At 66.0% G+C, this 16,154-nt stretch carries 15 protein-coding genes; 7 read left to right on the top strand and 8 right to left on the bottom strand.

Going from position 1 to position 16,154, the window contains the following annotated elements; translation table 11 throughout:
• Nucleotide 1: 1 nt before the first annotated feature.
• Nucleotides 2-2,116, bottom strand: a complete 2,115-nt coding sequence (locus J2X92_RS03425; protein ID WP_307573375.1) for a TonB-dependent siderophore receptor — start codon at nucleotides 2,114-2,116, stop codon at nucleotides 2-4.
• A gap of 174 nt (nucleotides 2,117-2,290) precedes the next feature.
• Nucleotides 2,291-3,472 carry a LuxR C-terminal-related transcriptional regulator gene (locus tag J2X92_RS03420; RefSeq protein WP_307573373.1) on the bottom strand — a complete coding sequence of 394 codons (1,182 nt, stop codon included), beginning with the start codon at nucleotides 3,470-3,472 and terminating at the stop codon, nucleotides 2,291-2,293.
• Between the two features lie 218 nt (nucleotides 3,473-3,690).
• Here J2X92_RS03420 and J2X92_RS03415 point away from each other — a divergent pair, with 218 nt between their 5' ends.
• The gene (locus tag J2X92_RS03415; RefSeq protein ID WP_307573371.1) at nucleotides 3,691-4,008 is read left to right on the top strand and encodes a hypothetical protein; all 318 of its coding nucleotides are present in this window, start codon (nucleotides 3,691-3,693) and stop codon (nucleotides 4,006-4,008) included.
• A gap of 46 nt (nucleotides 4,009-4,054) precedes the next feature.
• On the opposite strand, the gene J2X92_RS03410 is transcribed toward J2X92_RS03415, so the two are convergent.
• The 3 genes from J2X92_RS03410 to J2X92_RS03400 form a co-directional block, all read right to left on the bottom strand.
• Complete coding sequence (locus J2X92_RS03410) at nucleotides 4,055-5,512, bottom strand: sensor domain-containing diguanylate cyclase (RefSeq protein ID WP_307573369.1); 1,458 nt, start codon at nucleotides 5,510-5,512, stop codon at nucleotides 4,055-4,057.
• Nucleotides 5,513-5,652: 140 nt separating this feature from the next.
• The gene (locus tag J2X92_RS03405; RefSeq protein WP_307573368.1) at nucleotides 5,653-6,591 is read right to left on the bottom strand and encodes a methyltransferase, TIGR04325 family; all 939 of its coding nucleotides are present in this window, start codon (nucleotides 6,589-6,591) and stop codon (nucleotides 5,653-5,655) included.
• Nucleotides 6,592-6,650: 59 nt separating this feature from the next.
• The gene (locus tag J2X92_RS03400; RefSeq protein ID WP_307573367.1) at nucleotides 6,651-7,346 is read right to left on the bottom strand and encodes a GntR family transcriptional regulator; all 696 of its coding nucleotides are present in this window, start codon (nucleotides 7,344-7,346) and stop codon (nucleotides 6,651-6,653) included.
• 83 nt (nucleotides 7,347-7,429) lie between these two features.
• Here J2X92_RS03400 and araD point away from each other — a divergent pair, with 83 nt between their 5' ends.
• Genes araD through J2X92_RS03385 form a run of 3 tightly spaced genes read left to right on the top strand, consistent with a single transcriptional unit; the run spans nucleotide 7,430 to nucleotide 10,927 of the window.
• Nucleotides 7,430-9,157 (top strand): L-arabinonate dehydratase, encoded by a 1,728-nt coding sequence (araD, locus tag J2X92_RS03395; RefSeq protein ID WP_307573366.1) that lies wholly within the window; start codon nucleotides 7,430-7,432, stop codon nucleotides 9,155-9,157.
• Nucleotides 9,158-9,177: 20 nt separating this feature from the next.
• Nucleotides 9,178-9,888, top strand: coding sequence for a ribonuclease activity regulator RraA (locus tag J2X92_RS03390; RefSeq protein WP_307573364.1), 711 nt, complete (start codon nucleotides 9,178-9,180; stop codon nucleotides 9,886-9,888).
• A gap of 43 nt (nucleotides 9,889-9,931) precedes the next feature.
• Entirely contained in the window at nucleotides 9,932-10,927 is a 996-nt protein-coding gene (locus tag J2X92_RS03385) for a Bug family tripartite tricarboxylate transporter substrate binding protein (RefSeq protein WP_307573362.1), read from the top strand.
• A gap of 18 nt (nucleotides 10,928-10,945) precedes the next feature.
• Here the strand turns inward: J2X92_RS03385 and J2X92_RS03380 are convergent, their stop codons facing one another.
• Nucleotides 10,946-11,827: a LysR family transcriptional regulator gene (locus J2X92_RS03380; protein ID WP_307573360.1), complete on the bottom strand. Its 882-nt coding sequence runs from the start codon at nucleotides 11,825-11,827 to the stop codon at nucleotides 10,946-10,948.
• A 102-nt stretch (nucleotides 11,828-11,929) separates the two neighbouring features.
• Between J2X92_RS03380 and J2X92_RS03375 the strand changes: the two genes are divergently transcribed.
• Nucleotides 11,930-12,865 (top strand): NADP-dependent oxidoreductase, encoded by a 936-nt coding sequence (locus J2X92_RS03375; RefSeq protein WP_307573359.1) that lies wholly within the window; start codon nucleotides 11,930-11,932, stop codon nucleotides 12,863-12,865.
• 60 nt (nucleotides 12,866-12,925) lie between these two features.
• Entirely contained in the window at nucleotides 12,926-13,795 is an 870-nt protein-coding gene (locus tag J2X92_RS03370) for an SDR family oxidoreductase (protein WP_307573357.1), read from the top strand.
• A 52-nt stretch (nucleotides 13,796-13,847) separates the two neighbouring features.
• Here J2X92_RS03370 and J2X92_RS03365 read toward each other — a convergent pair whose 3' ends face one another.
• On the bottom strand, nucleotides 13,848-14,630 hold the full coding sequence (locus tag J2X92_RS03365) for a sulfite exporter TauE/SafE family protein (protein ID WP_307573356.1): 783 nt from the start codon (nucleotides 14,628-14,630) through the stop codon (nucleotides 13,848-13,850).
• 9 nt (nucleotides 14,631-14,639) lie between these two features.
• Nucleotides 14,640-15,188 (bottom strand): MarR family winged helix-turn-helix transcriptional regulator, encoded by a 549-nt coding sequence (locus J2X92_RS03360; RefSeq protein ID WP_307573354.1) that lies wholly within the window; start codon nucleotides 15,186-15,188, stop codon nucleotides 14,640-14,642.
• A gap of 110 nt (nucleotides 15,189-15,298) precedes the next feature.
• Here J2X92_RS03360 and J2X92_RS03355 point away from each other — a divergent pair, with 110 nt between their 5' ends.
• Nucleotides 15,299-16,099, top strand: a complete 801-nt coding sequence (locus J2X92_RS03355; protein WP_307573353.1) for an SDR family NAD(P)-dependent oxidoreductase — start codon at nucleotides 15,299-15,301, stop codon at nucleotides 16,097-16,099.
• The last annotated feature ends 55 nt before the right edge of the window (nucleotides 16,100-16,154 follow it).

Genomic DNA, 16,154 nt, shown 5'->3' with positions numbered 1-16,154 from the left:
CTCAGAGATCGATCTTGACCGTGGCCTTGACGGTGCGCGGAACGCCCACCGCCAGCCGCGTGCCCGCCGCCGACCAGTAGCGCTTGTCGCCGAGGTTGTCGACGTTGAGCTGCCACAGCGTGCGCTTGCCGAAGAGCTGCGTCACATAGCGCGCGCCGGCCGCGAAGATCGTGTAGCCGCCGATGAAGCCCTGGTTCAGGTCGTCGATCGGCCGCTTGCCGGTGTAGTAGGCGCCCCCGTTGACCGACAGGCCCGGCACCGCTGCGATGTCGTACGAGAAGAAGGCGCTGGCCGTGTATTTGGCGGTGTTCTCCGGCGTCTTGCCGTTGTACTGGGCGTTGATGCCGCGGAACTCGGCGTCCAGCGTCTGCGCCGAGAGCTGCCAGGCGAGCTGGCGCGTCAGCTTGCCTTGCGCCGAGAGTTCCAGGCCGCGGTAGCGCTGCCGGCCATCGGCCACAAAGGTGTTGGCGCTGTTGGTGTAGGCGCCGGGGCGTTCGATGTCGAACAGCGCGCCCGACACCAGCGTGCCCGAGCCGGTGAGCCAACGCATCCCGGCTTCCTTCTGCTTGCTCACGCCGGGCGGCATGCGGTTGTTCTGGTTCGCGGTGCCGGCGGGCGCCACTTCGCCTTCTTCCACGCCTTCGGCATAGGAGACATAGGCCATGAGGTCGGGCGTGAACTTGTAGCTCAATGCGGCCAGCGGCGTGGTCTTCTTCACGTCGTAGCCGATCCTCGGCAGTGTCGCGCTGGCGAACTGCGTGCTTTCGAAGTGCGTATGCCGCAGGCCCGCCACCAGCTGCCATTCCGGCGAGAAGCTGATGCGGTCGAGCGCGTACAGGCCCAGCTCCCGGCTGTCCTGCGCGCCGGTGGTGGGTTGGGTGGGCAGCGCGGTGAGCGGCAAATTGCCAATGGCGCGCGGAAAGTAAAGGTTCTGCGCCGTGGTGGCGCCGCCGTAGTTGCGCTGAAAGATCGGGTCCTGGCTCTTGTCGCTCTGCGCGGCGCCCAGCGTGAGCTCGTGCTGCACGCCGCCGGTCGCGAAGGTGCCGAACAGTTCGGTGCGCAGCAGGTCGGAGCTTTGCTCCAGGTGCTGCACGTTGCCCGTGATGCGGCCTGCGCCAGTGCGCACGTTGTAGTTGCTGAAGGTCGCCAGGCGGCGGTCGCGCTGGGCCTCCGAATGGCCGGCCTCCACCATCAGTGCCCAGTTGTCGCTGAGGGAGTAGTCGGCCCGCAGCTGCGCGTTCTTCACCTCGGCTTCGAACACGGCCGACGGCGGGCCGATGAGCTTGCGCGGATCGGGCAGGGCCGGCAGCGCGATCAGTCCGTTGACGGCCGCCAGGCGCGCAATGCCGGCCTGCTCGGTGATGCTCTTGCGGTAGTACTCCAGGTCGGCCTTGAGCGTGAGCCTGCTGTTGACGCGCCAGTCGAAGGCAGCCGACAGGAACTTGCGGTTGCCGTCCACGCCATCGATGGTCGAGCCGAGCTGCCCGCCTGCCGCGTTGATGCGCAGGCCATATTGGTTCTGCTCCCCGAACTGGCGCCCGAAGTCGACGAAGCCCTGCATCGTGCCCTGGTCGTCGAAGCTGGTGCCGATCGACGTCACCGGCGTGCTGCCCGCGCGCTTGGTCACGAGGTTGATCACGCCGGCGGGCGAGGTGAAGCCGTAGTACAGCGCCGAGGCGCCCTTGAGCACCTCGACGCGCTCCTTGTTCTCCATCGGTATTTCGGACACGTTGGGGATCGCGAGCGAGCCGTTGAGCCGGTAGTTGGTGCGGTTCTCCACGGCAATCCCGCGGATCACGAGCTGGTCGAAGGTATCGCCGCCGTTCTGCTGGCGCGTGACGCCGGCCGTGTTGCGCAGCACGTCGTAGATGCCGGTCGCCCCCTGCAGTTCGAGGACCTCGCGCGTCACCGTGTTGACGGTGGCCGGCACGTCCATGATGCTGGCTCCGCGGAAGGTACCGGCCTCGACCGTGTTGGCGACGAAGCCATTGTTGCGGTCGGAGCGGACGGTGACGGCGTCGAGCTCACCGGTCGCGGCGATGGTGGAGGGGGCGGCCTGCGCGCAGGCCACGTGGGCCGCCACCGCGAGCGGCAAAAAGACAAAGAGATTGCGCATGGAATCGCCGGGCCGACGGGCCTGGATCCCGGCGACGACATCTGAAAGAAGAACTGGAGAGCGGCCGATTGTAAGTCAAACGAATGAGAATTATTCGCATGATGGCCGCATCGCGCCAGTGCTTCCGGCGGATCGACGCGCACGGCATCCGCCGCGCGGCGTGCCTGCTTCGACCTAGTGGAGGCCCAGCGGCGGCGCCGAGTTGCTCAACAGACGCAGCAGATCGCTCTGCCTGGACGTGCCGGTCTTGGAGTACATGTGCTGCAGGTGGGTGCGAACCGTGGCTTCGCTGATGCCCAGCATGTCGGCAGCCTCCATGCCGCCCAGCCCCTGCGAAAGCGACAGCAGCACACGCAGTTCGCCGCCCGTGAGCTTGTGCAGGCGCGCGAAGGCTTCACCCGGCATGGGAGGGGCCTGGATCGGGTCCTGCATGAACACGGCCATGGAGGCGGCGAACGGCGCCAGGATGCCTTGGCGCTGGCCGCTCTCGATGGGAAGCAGGGTGGCGATGTACCCGCCGCCGATGCCGTCGGGCACCGCCACGGAATGTTCGCTCGCACGGCCGTCAACGGCGGCGTCGTGGTCACGTGCTGATTGGTCAATCGCCTTCGACAGCGCGGCGCGCGCAGCCGAATCCGTCGGCGCCAGCCGGTGGTTTGCAAGCCGCACCGACGTCCCGGCCTTGATCTGTTTTTCGGCAGCGCGGTTCATGTAGACGACGCGGCCGTCGCGGGCCGTGAGAAAAACGCCGGCGGCCAGTCCGTCCAATGTCTTCTCGAGCATTTCCGAGCGCAGCGCGCGAATGTCGAGCGCGTCGGAGATGGCGAGCGCGCGGCACACGTGTGGCGCGAGAAGGTTGAACAATCCGACGTCGTGCTCCTGGTAGCGCGGCGACGAATCGCTGCGCGAGGCGTGCAGCGACGCCATGCGCCCTCCGGTGCGCAGCGCGGGAAACCACATCATGTCCTGCAGCCCGAAGGGCTCCAGCACCTCCCTGAAGAAGCGGCCCTCGCGCAAGTGGAACTGGGCCATGGAGAGGGCGTTGACGTCGCCGATGTTCGCAACCACGTCCGACACGGCCATGGGGCTGTCGGCGTACTGGGCGCCCAGCTTCTCCAAAAACTCCGGCTGGTACCCGAACACGAACAGCTGGTCGTTCTGCATTTGCCGCAGGTCATGCACGCAAATGCCCCCGCCGGTGCTTTCGCAGAGATCAGAAATCCTTCGGCAGGCGGCCGGCCAGAGCAGTGGGTCGAGCGCGCAGTCGTAGACGGCACCGATCACTTCGGAAAGCTCGCGAGCAGAGATTCCAATCGTCTCGAACTGCGCGGGGGCGGGGGAAGCAAGAACGCTCATATACGCCTTTCGACCCCAAAATTGAAGTGATGGAAAGCACGATATAGAGAAAAGTTCTCGCGCGCTATACGTCGAATGGCGTTTGACGATGTTGAACCGGCGGTTGCCTCCGCTCATTCCTTCCGATGACGCGCGGGCGGGGGCGCCCCTCTAATCTTGCGCAGCCGGCTCTTTCCGGTTCCCCTTCCCCGGTTCGGCCGGCCTAGCAGGAGATGAACATGCATTCAGATCAAAGATGCGGCGGAAGCCTTGCCGTGATGTTGCCGCTGGCGCTGTGCACTTCGATGATGGCCTTCGCGCATGCGGGCGACGACAGGCTCGCCTCGGTATCCATCGACGAGCTCAAGCGGGTCTACCTGGCGTGCGATCGCGTGGCATCGCAGCAGTTGCTGGACTCTTCCACTGCGGCACATTGCTCTTTTGCAGGCGAAGCGCTTCAGAAGCGCGCCTTCGGAGGCAGCTTCGACGAGTTGCTCGCATGGTGGCGCGCTGAAAAGGAAAAGGACGTGGCTTCCGCGAAGCTCAGCCAGAAGTAGTAGCCGCGGGCGAAAGCTGCCTTAGCGGTGGCGGCTCGGCACCTTGTCATCGCCGCCGCTCGATCGCACTCTCGCGGTAGTGGCGAGCCTTTTCTTCGTACATGGCGCGGTCCGCGCGCTGCAGCGCCGCGTCGAGCAGGTCGCCGGCTTCGCAGGTCGCCACGCCGATTGCGAGGTTCAGCACGCGTCCGCTCTGGCCTGCATAGAACTGGTTGTTCAGCTCGAGCATGGAAACGATGCGGTCGCGAATCGCCTCGGCGCCGCGCTCGTCGGTCTTGGGCAGCACCACGGCAAACTCGTCGCCACCGATGCGCGCGGGCCAGCCCGGCTCGTCGACCGCCTTGCTCAGCACCTCGCCCACGCGCCGCAGCAGCGCGTCGCCGGCGGCGTGTCCTTCCTCGTCGTTGACGGGCTTCAGCCCGTTCATGTCGATGACCAGCACCGACACCGGCCACGGGCCCTTGCGCGACAGCCGGTTCAGTTCTTCCGAGAAGAAGGTGCGGTTGCGCAGTTGCGTCAGCACGTCGTGCTTGCCCAGGTACTCCAGATAGGCCTCGGCCTTCTTGCGGGCCGTGATGTCGATCAGCGAGACCAGCACGAGGTCCCAGTTCGCGAGCCGGTCTTCGAGCACGGCAAACTGCATGTGGATGTTCAGCAGGTCGCCCGTGAGCGCGTAGTTGACCACCTCGCGCTGCTGCAGCATCTTGCCGTTCCAGAGGTCCTGCAGCTGTTCGGCGAAGGAGTCGTGCATCTCGTCGCGGAAGATGCCGGAAAGGTTGTCCAGCAGCTGGCTCTTGCCTGTGGCGCCGAACATGCGCAGCGTTTCGTGGTTGACGTCGATCACGCGGATCTCGCGCATGCAGCGCGTGATGAACTCGGGGTGCACCTTGAGGAAGGTTGCGAAGTCGCTGATGCCGCGCTTGCGTATGTCGTCGAGCAGCGTCTTGACCGCGCTGAAGTCTTCCACCCACAACGAGACCGGCGACCGCTCGAACAGCTCGCGCGCATAGCGCTCGCTTTCCAGGCGCAGCCGCTCGGCCCGCACGCGATCGGTGATGTCGTCCAGCGACACCAGCACGCGGTCCCACGAGGCCTCATGGCCGGGCAGCACTTGCACGCGCACGTGCACGTCGAGCCTGCGGCCGTCGAGCGCATAGTTGACCGTCTGGTTGTCGAAGCAGAGCTTGCCGCGCCAGAGCTGGTCCAGTTCGTAGATGACGGGCGCGGTCATGTCGTCGCGAAAGACGCTGTCGAGCCGCGAGAGCAACTCGGCCTGGCTCTGCGCACCGAAGAGGGTGAGCGTGCTCTGGTTGACGCTCAGCACCCGCAGCTGCGACAAGCATTCGCGCACATGCCGGGGCTCGGCATTCAGGTGGGCCACCAGATCGACGATGCCGGCGCTGCGCCACGACTCGAACAGCTGGTGAAGTCCGCTGTAGTCCTCGAGCCAGAGGGACATCGGCGCGAACTCGAACATCGATTCGTAGTCGGTGGTTGACGGCATGGATTTTTTTCCTTTGCGCGAGGGATCGTGGCCGCAATGATGCACCCGTCGGGCGGATGGCGGCGATGCGATGCGCAGCCCATGGCCTCCACCACCAGCCTGCATGAGGCGGTGGCTGGTGGATGTGCCGGCGCGTCGACTCAGCGCGTGAAGTAGAGGCCGCTGTACACCGGCACGCAATGCTCGGGGAATCCCGGCAGCTTGAGCGAACGCTCGGGAACCTGCCACTGCTCGCGCAGGGTGTAGCCCAGCGCCTCGACCTCGCTGACGAAGCGCTGGCGGTTGAAGACGTGCGCCGGCGCAAAGCAACCGTCGCCGATGTTCACCGTCGTCACATAGTCCTCGCCGTCATAGAGCGGCTCCTTGTTCAGGAGAATGTGCCGCGGACGCTGCTCGCATTGCTGGAGCAGCTGGGCGGGGCGCGCATTGTCCAGAAAATGCAAGGCTCCCGCGGAGATCCAGATGTCGTTGCCGGACAGGACCTCGGTCAGGTTCTCGGCGAAGCTCAGCGCGCCAGCATCGGCCTCGGCATGGCTGGCCATCTCGCGGCCGATGGAAGCGATCGCCGGCACTTCCACGACACGCCAGGACAGATCTTTCGGCATCTCGATATAGCGGCGGTACGCATAGAAGTGGACACCCACCGAGCCGCCGATGTCGAGCACCTTGGTGGCACCATCGCGGAACGCGCGTTCGAGCCACCACATCACCGGATAGTCGTAGGCAAAGATCTTCTTCGTGCGCACGTCCACGTACTCGGCCGCCAGAGCGGCGTTGTCGAATTCCGGATTGGGAGGCAGCGTACTCCGCGCTTCGGCAAAACTCTTGAACAGGCCGAAGAAACCGGCGAAACCGGCTTCGGAGAAAAACCGCTGGCGCCGCCAGTGTTGCAACACCGGCCGAGCGACGGGCCCTTCCAGGATCTGTCGGACGATTTGCGGAGCACTGGAGTAAGCCATGTTTGCGTCCCATCCTCTTGATGATCGTTGCCTGTCGCGTTTCTGGCGCGCCGCCGGCGTGCTGACTCGAAACGGCCGGCAACGCTCTTTCCGAATGCCAGCCTGGAATGAAGCCAGCATACGATGAAAGTAGTAATAAAAAAATAGTACTTCTGTCCTGGTTCGCGGGGCCATGCCGCTCAGTTCCTGGGCGCGATGAAGTCGGGATGGCGCGCGCAGATTTCCGGCAGCGAACTCAGCGTGCCGGAGAGGTGTTCGCGCAGCGCCTTCTGCGCCGCGGCGCCATCGCCCTTGGCAATGGCGCGCACGATGGCGCGGTGGTCACGCAGGATCGCCTCGGTCTTGCCCGCCGTGGGCAGGTGCAGGCGCCGCAGGCGGTCCACATGGCCCGAGACGCGGCTCACTAGGTCCCACAGGCTCGGCACGTTCGCGGCTTCGTACATCAGGTGGTGAAACTTGCGGTCGGCACCGACGAACTCGCCGTACTGCCGCGCCGCTGCCAGCGTGGCCTGCAGCGCCACCTGCGCCTCGAGTTGGGCCACCAGGCCGGGCCGGGCTTCGCCGGCCAGCTGGTGGACGATTTCCAGCTCGATCGAGCGGCGCAAAAAGTGCGCCTGCCTGGCCGCGTCGATGTCGATGCGGCTCACCAGGGTGGCGTGCTGCGGAAACACGTCCACCAGGCCTTCTTCGCTCAGCCGCAGCAAGGCTTCCCGCACTGGCGTCTGGCTCACGCCGAACCGGTCGGCCAGCTCTTGCCGCACCAGCACCGTGCCGGGCACGAGGTCGAGGGAAAGGATGGCGTCGCGCAGCTTTTCGAGCACTTGCGGTGCGGCCAGGCGCGTGCGGTCGAGTCGGATCCGGGGGAGGGCAGTCATTCGCTGGAATTCTCGTTTGGCGAAGTGATATATTAGTGTTTTAATGTAGTTGATTCCATCCAAGAGACCCTTTTCAGCCTTCGATGCCACGTTCCTACGACACCCTTCGCAGCGCCCGCTGGTTCGCGCCCGACGACTTCCGCTCCTTCGGCCACCGCTCGCGGGTGATGCAGATGGGCTACGCGCCCACCGACTGGGTGGGCAAGCCCATCATCGCCATCGTCAACACCTGGAGCGATGCCAACCAGTGCCATTCGCACTTCAAGCAGCGTGTGGACGACGTCAAGCGCGGCATCTTCCAGGCGGGCGGCTTTCCGCTCGAGCTGCCGGCCATTTCGCTGTCCGAGAGCATGGTCAAGCCGACGACCATGCTCTACCGCAACTTCCTGGCCATGGAAACCGAGGAGCTGCTGCGCAGCCACCCGATCGACGGCGCGGTGCTGATGGGCGGCTGCGACAAGACCACGCCGGGCCTCACGATGGGCGCGCTGAGCATGGGCTTGCCGTTCATCTACCTGCCGGCCGGGCCGATGCTGCGCGGCAACTGGCGCGGCAAGGTGCTGGGCTCGGGCTCGGACGCCTTCAAGTACTGGGACCAGCGCCGCGCCGGCCAGCTCGGCGACCAGGCTTGGCAAGAGATGGAAGCTGGCATTGCGCGCAGCCATGGCACTTGCATGACCATGGGCACCGCGGCCACCATGATGGGCATTGCCGAGGCCGTGGGCTTCACGTTGCCGGGCGCCTCGAGCATTCCCGCAGCCGATGCCAACCACGTGCGCATGAGCGCCGAATGCGGCCGCCGCATCGTCGAGATGGTGTGGGACGACCTGACGCCGGCGAAGATGCTCACGCGCGCCAATTTCGAGAACGGCATCGCCTGCGCGATGGCGATGGGATGCAGCACAAACGCCATCGTGCACCTGATCGCCATGTCGCGCCGCGCCGGCCATCCGGTCACGCTCGACGACTTCGATGCCGCGAGCCGCCGCGTGCCGGTCGTCGCCAACATCCGGCCGAGCGGCGACACCTACCTGATGGAAGACTTCTTCTATGCGGGCGGCCTGCCCGCGATGCTCGAGCGCATCCGCGGCCACCTGAAGACCGAAGCGCGCACCGTCAACGGCCGCACCATCGGGCAGAACATCGAGGGCGCCGAAGTCTTCAACGACGACGTCATCCGCCCGCTCGCCAATCCTATCTATGCCGAAGGCGCGCTGGCTGTGCTGCGCGGCAACCTGGCACCCGACGGCGTGGTGATCAAGCCCAGCGCCTGCGCACCGCACCTTTTGCAGCACACCGGGCGCGCACTCGTGTTCGACGACTACCCGGCGCTCAAGAAGGCAGTGGACGATCCCGAACTCGACGTCACCGGCGACGACATCCTGGTGCTGCGCAATGCCGGCCCGCGCGGCGCCGGCATGCCCGAGTGGGGCATGCTGCCGATCCCGACCAAGCTCTTGAAGCAGGGCGTCACCGACATGCTGCGCCTGTCGGACGCGCGCATGAGCGGCACCAGCTACGGCGGTTGCCTGCTGCACTGCTCGCCCGAGTCCGCCGTGGGCGGCCCGTTGGCACTGGTCCAAACGGGTGACCGCATCCGCGTCGACGTGCCAGCGCGGTTCATCCACCTGGAAGTGAGCGACGAGGAGCTGGCGCGCCGCAAGGCCGCCTGGACGCCGCCGGCGCCGCGCTACGAGCGCGGCTACGGCTGGATGTTCGGCCGCCACATCCTGCAGGCCAACGAGGGCTGCGACTTCGACTTTCTCGAAACCACCTTCGGCCGGCCGGTGCCCGAGCCGGACATCTTTTGAAGACCTGAACGGAGACCCACTTGAATCCCCAGACCCGCGAGAAGCTGACGAAGGTCAGCACCGCCACCCTGTGCACCGCGCTGTTCAAGCGCGGCTTGCGCAACCAGTTCATCCAGAACGTGCATCCGCTCAACCCGGCGCTGCCGAACATGGTTGGCGAGGCCTTCACGCTGCGCTACATGCCCGCGCGCGAAGACCTGAATCCGATCACCGTGTTCAACGACCGCAGCCATCCGCAGCGCCAGGCCGTGGAGCAGTGCCCCGAGGGCGCGGTGCTGCTGATGGACAGCCGCAAAGACGCGCGCGCCGCATCGGCCGGCGGCATCCTGGTGAGCCGGCTCATGAAGCGCGGCGTGGCCGGCGTGGTCACAGACGGCGGCTTTCGCGACAGCCCCGACATCGCCAAGCTCGGCTTCCCCGCATACCACCAGCGACCAAGCGCACCGACCAACCTGACGTTGCACCAGGCCATCGACATCAACGTGCCGATCGGCTGCGGCGACGTGGCCGTATGGCCCGGCGACGTGGTGGTGGGCGATGCCGAAGGCGTCATCGTCATTCCGGCCGACATTGCCGACGAAGTCGCGGCCGAGGCCACCGAGATGACCGTGTTCGAAGACTTCGTGCAGGAGAAGGTGCTCGAAGGCCGATCCATCCTCGGCCTCTATCCGCCGACCGAAGAGCAGAGCCGCACCGAGTTCGCGGCCTGGCGCCAGGCCCGCGGCCGCTGACGGCTCGCCCTTTCAACACACATCGACAAAGAGAGACAAGACCATGCCCTTCATCCAGCGCGCCGCGCGACTGCTGTTCGCCGCATCCGCATCCGTTTTCGCACTTGCACCCGCCGCAGCGCTGGCGCAGGCCGAATGGCCCGCCGCCAAGACCATCACCTACGTCGTGCCCTTCACGGCCGGCGGCTCGACCGACATCGTCGGCCGCATCCTGGCCAACAAGCTGGGAGAGAGCCTTCACCAGTCGGTGGTGGTGGACAACAGGCCGGGCCAGGCCGGCGGCATCGGCGCGGCCTATGTGGCCAAGGCCGCGCCCGACGGCTACACGCTCTTTGGCGGCACCATCAGCACGCACGCCATCAACGCGAGCCTCTACAAGAAGCTGCCCTACGACCCGGTGAAGGACTTCGAGCCCGTGTCGCTGGTCGGGCGGCTGCCCAACGTGCTGATCGTCAACAGCCAGCTTGGCGTGAACTCGGTGGCCGAGCTGATCGCGCTCCTGAAGAAGGATGAATCCAAGCGCACCTTCGCTTCGTCGGGTGCCGGCACCTCGACGCACCTGGCGGGCGAGATGTTCGCCGACATGATCGGCGTGAAGCTCACGCACGTGCCGTACAAGGGCACGCCGCCGGCCATGACCGACGTGGCGTCAGGCCTGGTGCCCTTCATGTTCGACCAGGTGACCGCTGCGCTGCCTCTCGTCAAGAGCGGCAAGCTGAAGCTGCTGGCCGTGACCACCGGCAAGCGCATTGCGCTGGTGCCCGAGCTGCCGACCATGATTGAGTCCGGCGTGCCCGGCTTCGAGATGTCGTCGTGGCAGGCCGTCTATGCGCCCAAGGGCACGCCCAAGCCCATCATCCAGCGCCTGAATGCCGAGATCGTGAAGGCGCTCAAGCAGCCCGACGTGCAAGCCAAGCTGTCCGGCCAGCTGGCGATGGACATCGCCGCCAGCACGCCGGAGGAACTGCGCGAGCACATGGCGCGCGAGATTCCGCGCTGGGCCGAGCTGGTGAAGAAGTCGGGCGCAACCGCGGATTGACGAGGCGTTGCCGGTCTTCTAACCGTTCAGTACGAGAGAGCCCTGCGGATACAGCGCGCACATGAATTCGACGAACGCCCGGACCTTCGGCGCGGGAAGCCGCCGCGAGGTATGCAGCACCCAAAGCGCGGGCTCCACGCCCGACACCACTCCCCACTGAACCAGCTCTCCGCGCGTGAGCTGGTTCCATGCGATGGACTGCGGTATGAGCGCGGCGCCAGCGCCAGCGACCGCAGCGTCGCGAATCATCAGGAACGAGGAAAGCCTGAGCCGAGGCATCGGCTCCACGACAAGGCGTCCGTCGTCGAGTGTCCAATTCCCGGCTTGGAAGTTTGTTGAGACGATGCCGGGAACCGGGCTGACCTTGCCCTTGCCTGGCTTTGGCACAGGCACGGAGGGCGCCGCCACGACCACCAGCCGGTCCTTGGCGAAGCACCGGCCCACCAGGCTGCTGTCCGGAGCTGGATTGATCCGGATCGCGGCATCGAACTGCTCCTCGACCAGGTCGACCATGCGATCGTCCGCCACCACCTCGCACGTGACTTCCGGGTAAGCCGCGCAAAACCCGGCGCAGATGCGCCCCATTGCCAGCTGGGAGAACAGCACCGGCGAGGCGATGCGCAAGCGCCCGCGCGGCACCGACAAGCCTTCACGCGCGGAAGTCATCGCATCAGCCACCTCGTGCATCGGCCCTTCGGTGCGATCCATCAGCATCTGGCCGGCTTCCGTCAGCTTGAGCCCGCGGGCGCTGCGCTCGATGAGCCGCACGCCGAGCTGCTCTTCCAGGTCTGCGATGCGCCGAGAGAGGGTCGCCTTCGATCTTCCGCTCGCGCGACTTGCCTTTCCGAGGCCGCCATTCGCTGCGACCAGTGCGAAGTCGTTCAGTGCGTTCAGGTCCATGTGTTTCGGATTTGAGACGAGGTGTCTTCATTTTTGCATCTTCGTTTTATTGATGCAACGACCTATCTTCTCCTCATCGCAACTTCGATGAGAGGAAATGCAATGACCACCACGCAACGTGCCGTGCTGATCCGCGCCTATGGCGGTGCGGCCGCCGCCGCGGTCGCCGAGATCGCGAAGCCCGCAGCCGGACCGGGCCAGGTTCTGGTCCGCGTTCGGGCCGCCGGCGTGAACGGCATCGACTGGAAAGTGCGAGAAGGCTTCGTCCGGGAGGCTTTCCCGCTCCAACTGCCCGCCGTCCTGGGAATCGAGCTTGCAGGTGTTGTCGAGGCACTCGGCCCCGGCGCCTCGCGTTTTCGCGTGGGCGATCGCGTCATGGGTCCGCTTGGCGGCCTGGGTGCCTATGCCGACTTCGTGGCGGTCGACGAGGCGAAGCTGGTGCGCACGCCGCAAGGCCTTGACGACGTTCATGCGGCCGGCGTCCCCGTCGCCGCCGTGGCAGCCTGGCACAGCCTGCACCATGCGGGCCCGATCGCCGCAGGCCAGCGGATCCTCATTCACGGTGCAGCGGGAGGGCTGGGCGGCTATGCCGTGCAGTACGCCAAGCGGGCGGGCGCCGAAGTCTTCGCCACGGCGTCGGCCGCGCACGTCGAGTACGTGCGCAGCCTCGGCGCGGACCACGTCATCGACTACCAGACCGTGCGCTTCGAATCGGTCGCGCAGGGCATCGACCTGGTACTCGACTACGTGGGCGGCGAAGTGCTCGATCGCTCGTGGCAAGTGCTCGCGAAGAACGGCGCGATCGTCGGCACGTCCTCGCCCGACATCCTTGCCCGCACGCCCGCCGGCCGCCGCGGACTGTGGTTCATGACGAAGCCGGACGCACCCCTTCTGGAACGGCTGGCAGCGGAAATCGCCCACGGCACGCTGATCTCGAAGCTCGGCGAAGTCGTGGGCTTCGACGACATCCCCGCAGCCATCGAACGCAATCGCACAGACCCTCGCATCGGCAAGGTCGTCGCGGACTTCTCGCGCTGACCGACCCCTGGCCCCTTTTACCTAACCCCTTTACCCACCTCTAACTCTGGAGATTTTTTCATGAGCATTCTCGTCACAGGTGCCACCGGCACCATCGGTTCTCTCGTCGTCCAAGGCCTGGCAGCTGCCGGCGCCGAAGTCAGCGCGTTCGTTCGCACAGCTGGAAAGCAACGCTTCCCGGCGGGCGTCAAGGAGGTCGTCGGCGACCTGACCGACGTGCCCTCGTTGCGCGCGGCACTCTCATCGGTGCGCACGCTGTTCCTGCTGAACGCCGTCACGCCCGACGAAGTGACCCAAGCCCTCGTTGCGCTGAACCTGGCGCGCGAGGCCGGCATCGAGCGCATCGTCTATCTGTCCGTCATCCATGCGGACAAGTTCACCGATGTGCCGCACTTCACCGGCAAGCACACGGTCGAGCGAATGATCGAGAGCCAGGGCATTCCGGCGACCATCCTTCGGCCGGCCTACTTCATGCAGAACGAGCGCATGGTCCAGCAGGTGATCCAGGGCTACGGCGTCTACCCGATGCCGATCGGCTCCACGGGCGTCGCGATGATCGATGCGCGAGACATCGCGGACACCGCCGTCGCCGAACTGCTGCGCCGCGACCGCGCGCCTGCGCCGTCACCGCGCGTGACGCTGGAGCTGGTCGGGCCCGAGCTGTTGACTGGAGCGTCGGTGGCCAGGATCTGGAGTGCCGCGCTCGGCCGCGACGTGGCTTATGGCGGAGACGACGTGGCGGCCTTCGAAACGCAGATGGCTGCGCAGGGACCGTCCTGGCTTGCTTACGACATGCGCCTCATGATGGCCGGGATTCAGAAGTTCGGCATGCACGGTGCGGAAGGCGCAGCGGATCGCCTGCAGAACATGCTCGGCCGTCCGCTGCGCAAGTACAGCGACTTCGTCAAGGAGGCCGTTGCCGCGTCGTAAGCGGCACGATGGGGAAGTGGGAGTTCCTTCTGGCCAGGTGACAGCGACCGCCTCAGTGAGCTCCTGCGATCGCGAGCCATGCGCTCGCGACCAGCGTGGCGCCCGCGGCAGCCAGCAGGCCGCCTACCAGCCACTTCAGAGTGCGCGGCGGCAGCTTGTTCGGCAGCCGGTGGTGTACGCGGGTCACGCCCCAGACCACCGGCATCGCGCACGCGGCCAGCAACGCCGAACGCCACGAGAAGTGCCCCGTCGGCACGACGATGACCAGCCGAACGAGGGAGTTGAACGCGAACATCAGCAGCAGCGCGCGGCGTACAAGCTCGCGCTCCAGCGGCTGGCGGTACAAGTGAAAGACGATGGGCGGCCCTGAGCTCGAGAACAGCCCGCCCAGCACGCCCGACAGTGCGCCGACCACGGCGAAGCTCGCCTGGCCCGACACGGCAATCAACGGCCTGCCCTGCATCACCAGCAGCACCGCGCAGACCAGAATCGAGACACCGAGCAGGCCCCGCAACCAGTCCACCGCGCCGCCGCTCAGCCACATGAGCAGCATGAGCCCGATGATCACGCCCACCGTGCTGCCGTTGAGCGCCGGCTTCATCAGCTGCCACGGCACCACGCCGGGCCGCGCGCGGAAATAGGTCCACGCATTGATCAGGCTCAACACCGTGGCGGCGTTGGCCGTGTCGCTCACGCTCGCGATGTGGAACACCGACACCAGGCCGAGCAGGATCAGGCTGAACGCGAAGCCCGTGAGATTCTGGGCATAGGTGGCCAGCGCCACGCAGGCCATGAAGACCAGCACCGGGCTGGTCTCGGAGAGCATTGCTTGCACCGGGGCGGGTCAGTCAGTACACGGGGCGCGGTCTTCTTGCCTGTATGCAGCCAGAAACGCGTCGGAGGACACCTGATCGGCCAGGGCCCTCAGGTTCGCAGCCGAGACAGGGCCGAGGACCGCTTCGACCCGATCATTGGCTGCGGCCCAGTACGCCACGGCTTTTGACAGCCTGGCTTTGCCCCGCGGGGTGAGAACGCCGTGCTTGGTCCGCCGGTCCTTGGCGTCGAGGCGCAGCTCGACCATGCCGTCGCGCACCAGGGGCCGCAGCGCATGGGTGAGGGCCGAGAGCTGGATCGCGAGCCGGCTTGCCAAGTCCTGCAGCGTCGGCCCTTGTTGATCAGGACCCATGAGCTTGTGTATTTCTGCCATGAGCGCGAGCTGCGTGGCCTTGAGATCCAGCGGCGCCAGCGCTTCGTCGTACAGCTGGCCGAGCCGGCGTGCCGCGAGGCGCAGGGCCGTGTTCGTGCAGACCCGTCCGCCCAGGATGTCTTGCTCTTGGAGGCTCGGCTTGTTGCCGGTGCTTTTTGCGTCGACAGGCGTGCTGGTGATTCCCATGATCAGAAAATGGTTGAGTGCCGAACCATCGGCAGGCGGCTGCGGTTCAAACCTACATTTGAGCCCTCAACTTGTTTAGTTGAGCACTCAATTTTATTCGAAGGCCTTCAATGACAACCCCCAACTCCAAGAAAGTCGCCCTTGTCACGGGGGCTTCCTCCGGCATCGGCGCCGTCTATGCGGATCGCCTCGCGGCGCGTGGATACGACCTGATTCTGGTCGCCCGGCGCGCCGACCGCCTCGAAGCCCTGTGCGCGCAGGTTTCGAAGGCGCACGGTATCAAAGCCGAAGCGATCGTGGCGGATCTGACCCAGGACGAAGACCTGGCGCGGATCGAGACGATCCTGTCCACCAACGCCGACGTGCGCGTGTTGGTGAACAACGCCGGCATTGCGCGGCTCGGACCGGTGGCCCAGCGCACCGCAGGCGATGCGCTGTCCCAGATCGCCCTCAACATCACGGCGTTGACGCGCCTGAGCCAAGCCGTGGTGCCAGCCTTCATCGCGCGAAAAGAAGGGGTGATCATCAACATCGCTTCCGTGCTGGCCATCCATTCGCTGCCCATCAGCGCCGTCTACAGTGGCACCAAGGCGTTCGTGCTGCAGTACAGCCGAGGCCTGCAGGAAGAGCTGGCCGGCACTGGCGTGAAGGTTCAGCTGGTCCTGCCGGCATCGACAGCCACCGAGATCTGGGATCTGTCGGGCGTGCCATTGGCGGCCCTCAATCAGGACGCCTTGATGACGACCGAGCACATGGTCGATGCGGCGCTTGCCGGATGGGACCAGGGCGAAACGATCACGTGGCCTTCGGTCGCCGATGCAGCGCTGTGGGGAAAGTACGAGGCCGCTCGCACCGAACTGTTTGCGGCCACCCAGGTTGGTAAGCCGGCCGCCCGCTACCTCGTGGGCTGAGCCTGCCAGGCCATCCACACCTATTTCTCTTTTCCATTCCGTTTTTCGAGGACAG

The organism is Variovorax paradoxus (assembly GCF_030811855.1).
GTDB classification, from domain to species: Bacteria; Pseudomonadota; Gammaproteobacteria; order Burkholderiales; family Burkholderiaceae_C; genus Variovorax; species Variovorax paradoxus_L.
The sequence above is the reverse complement of the archived record's forward strand: the minus strand, read 5'-3'. Positions and strand labels throughout refer to the sequence as shown.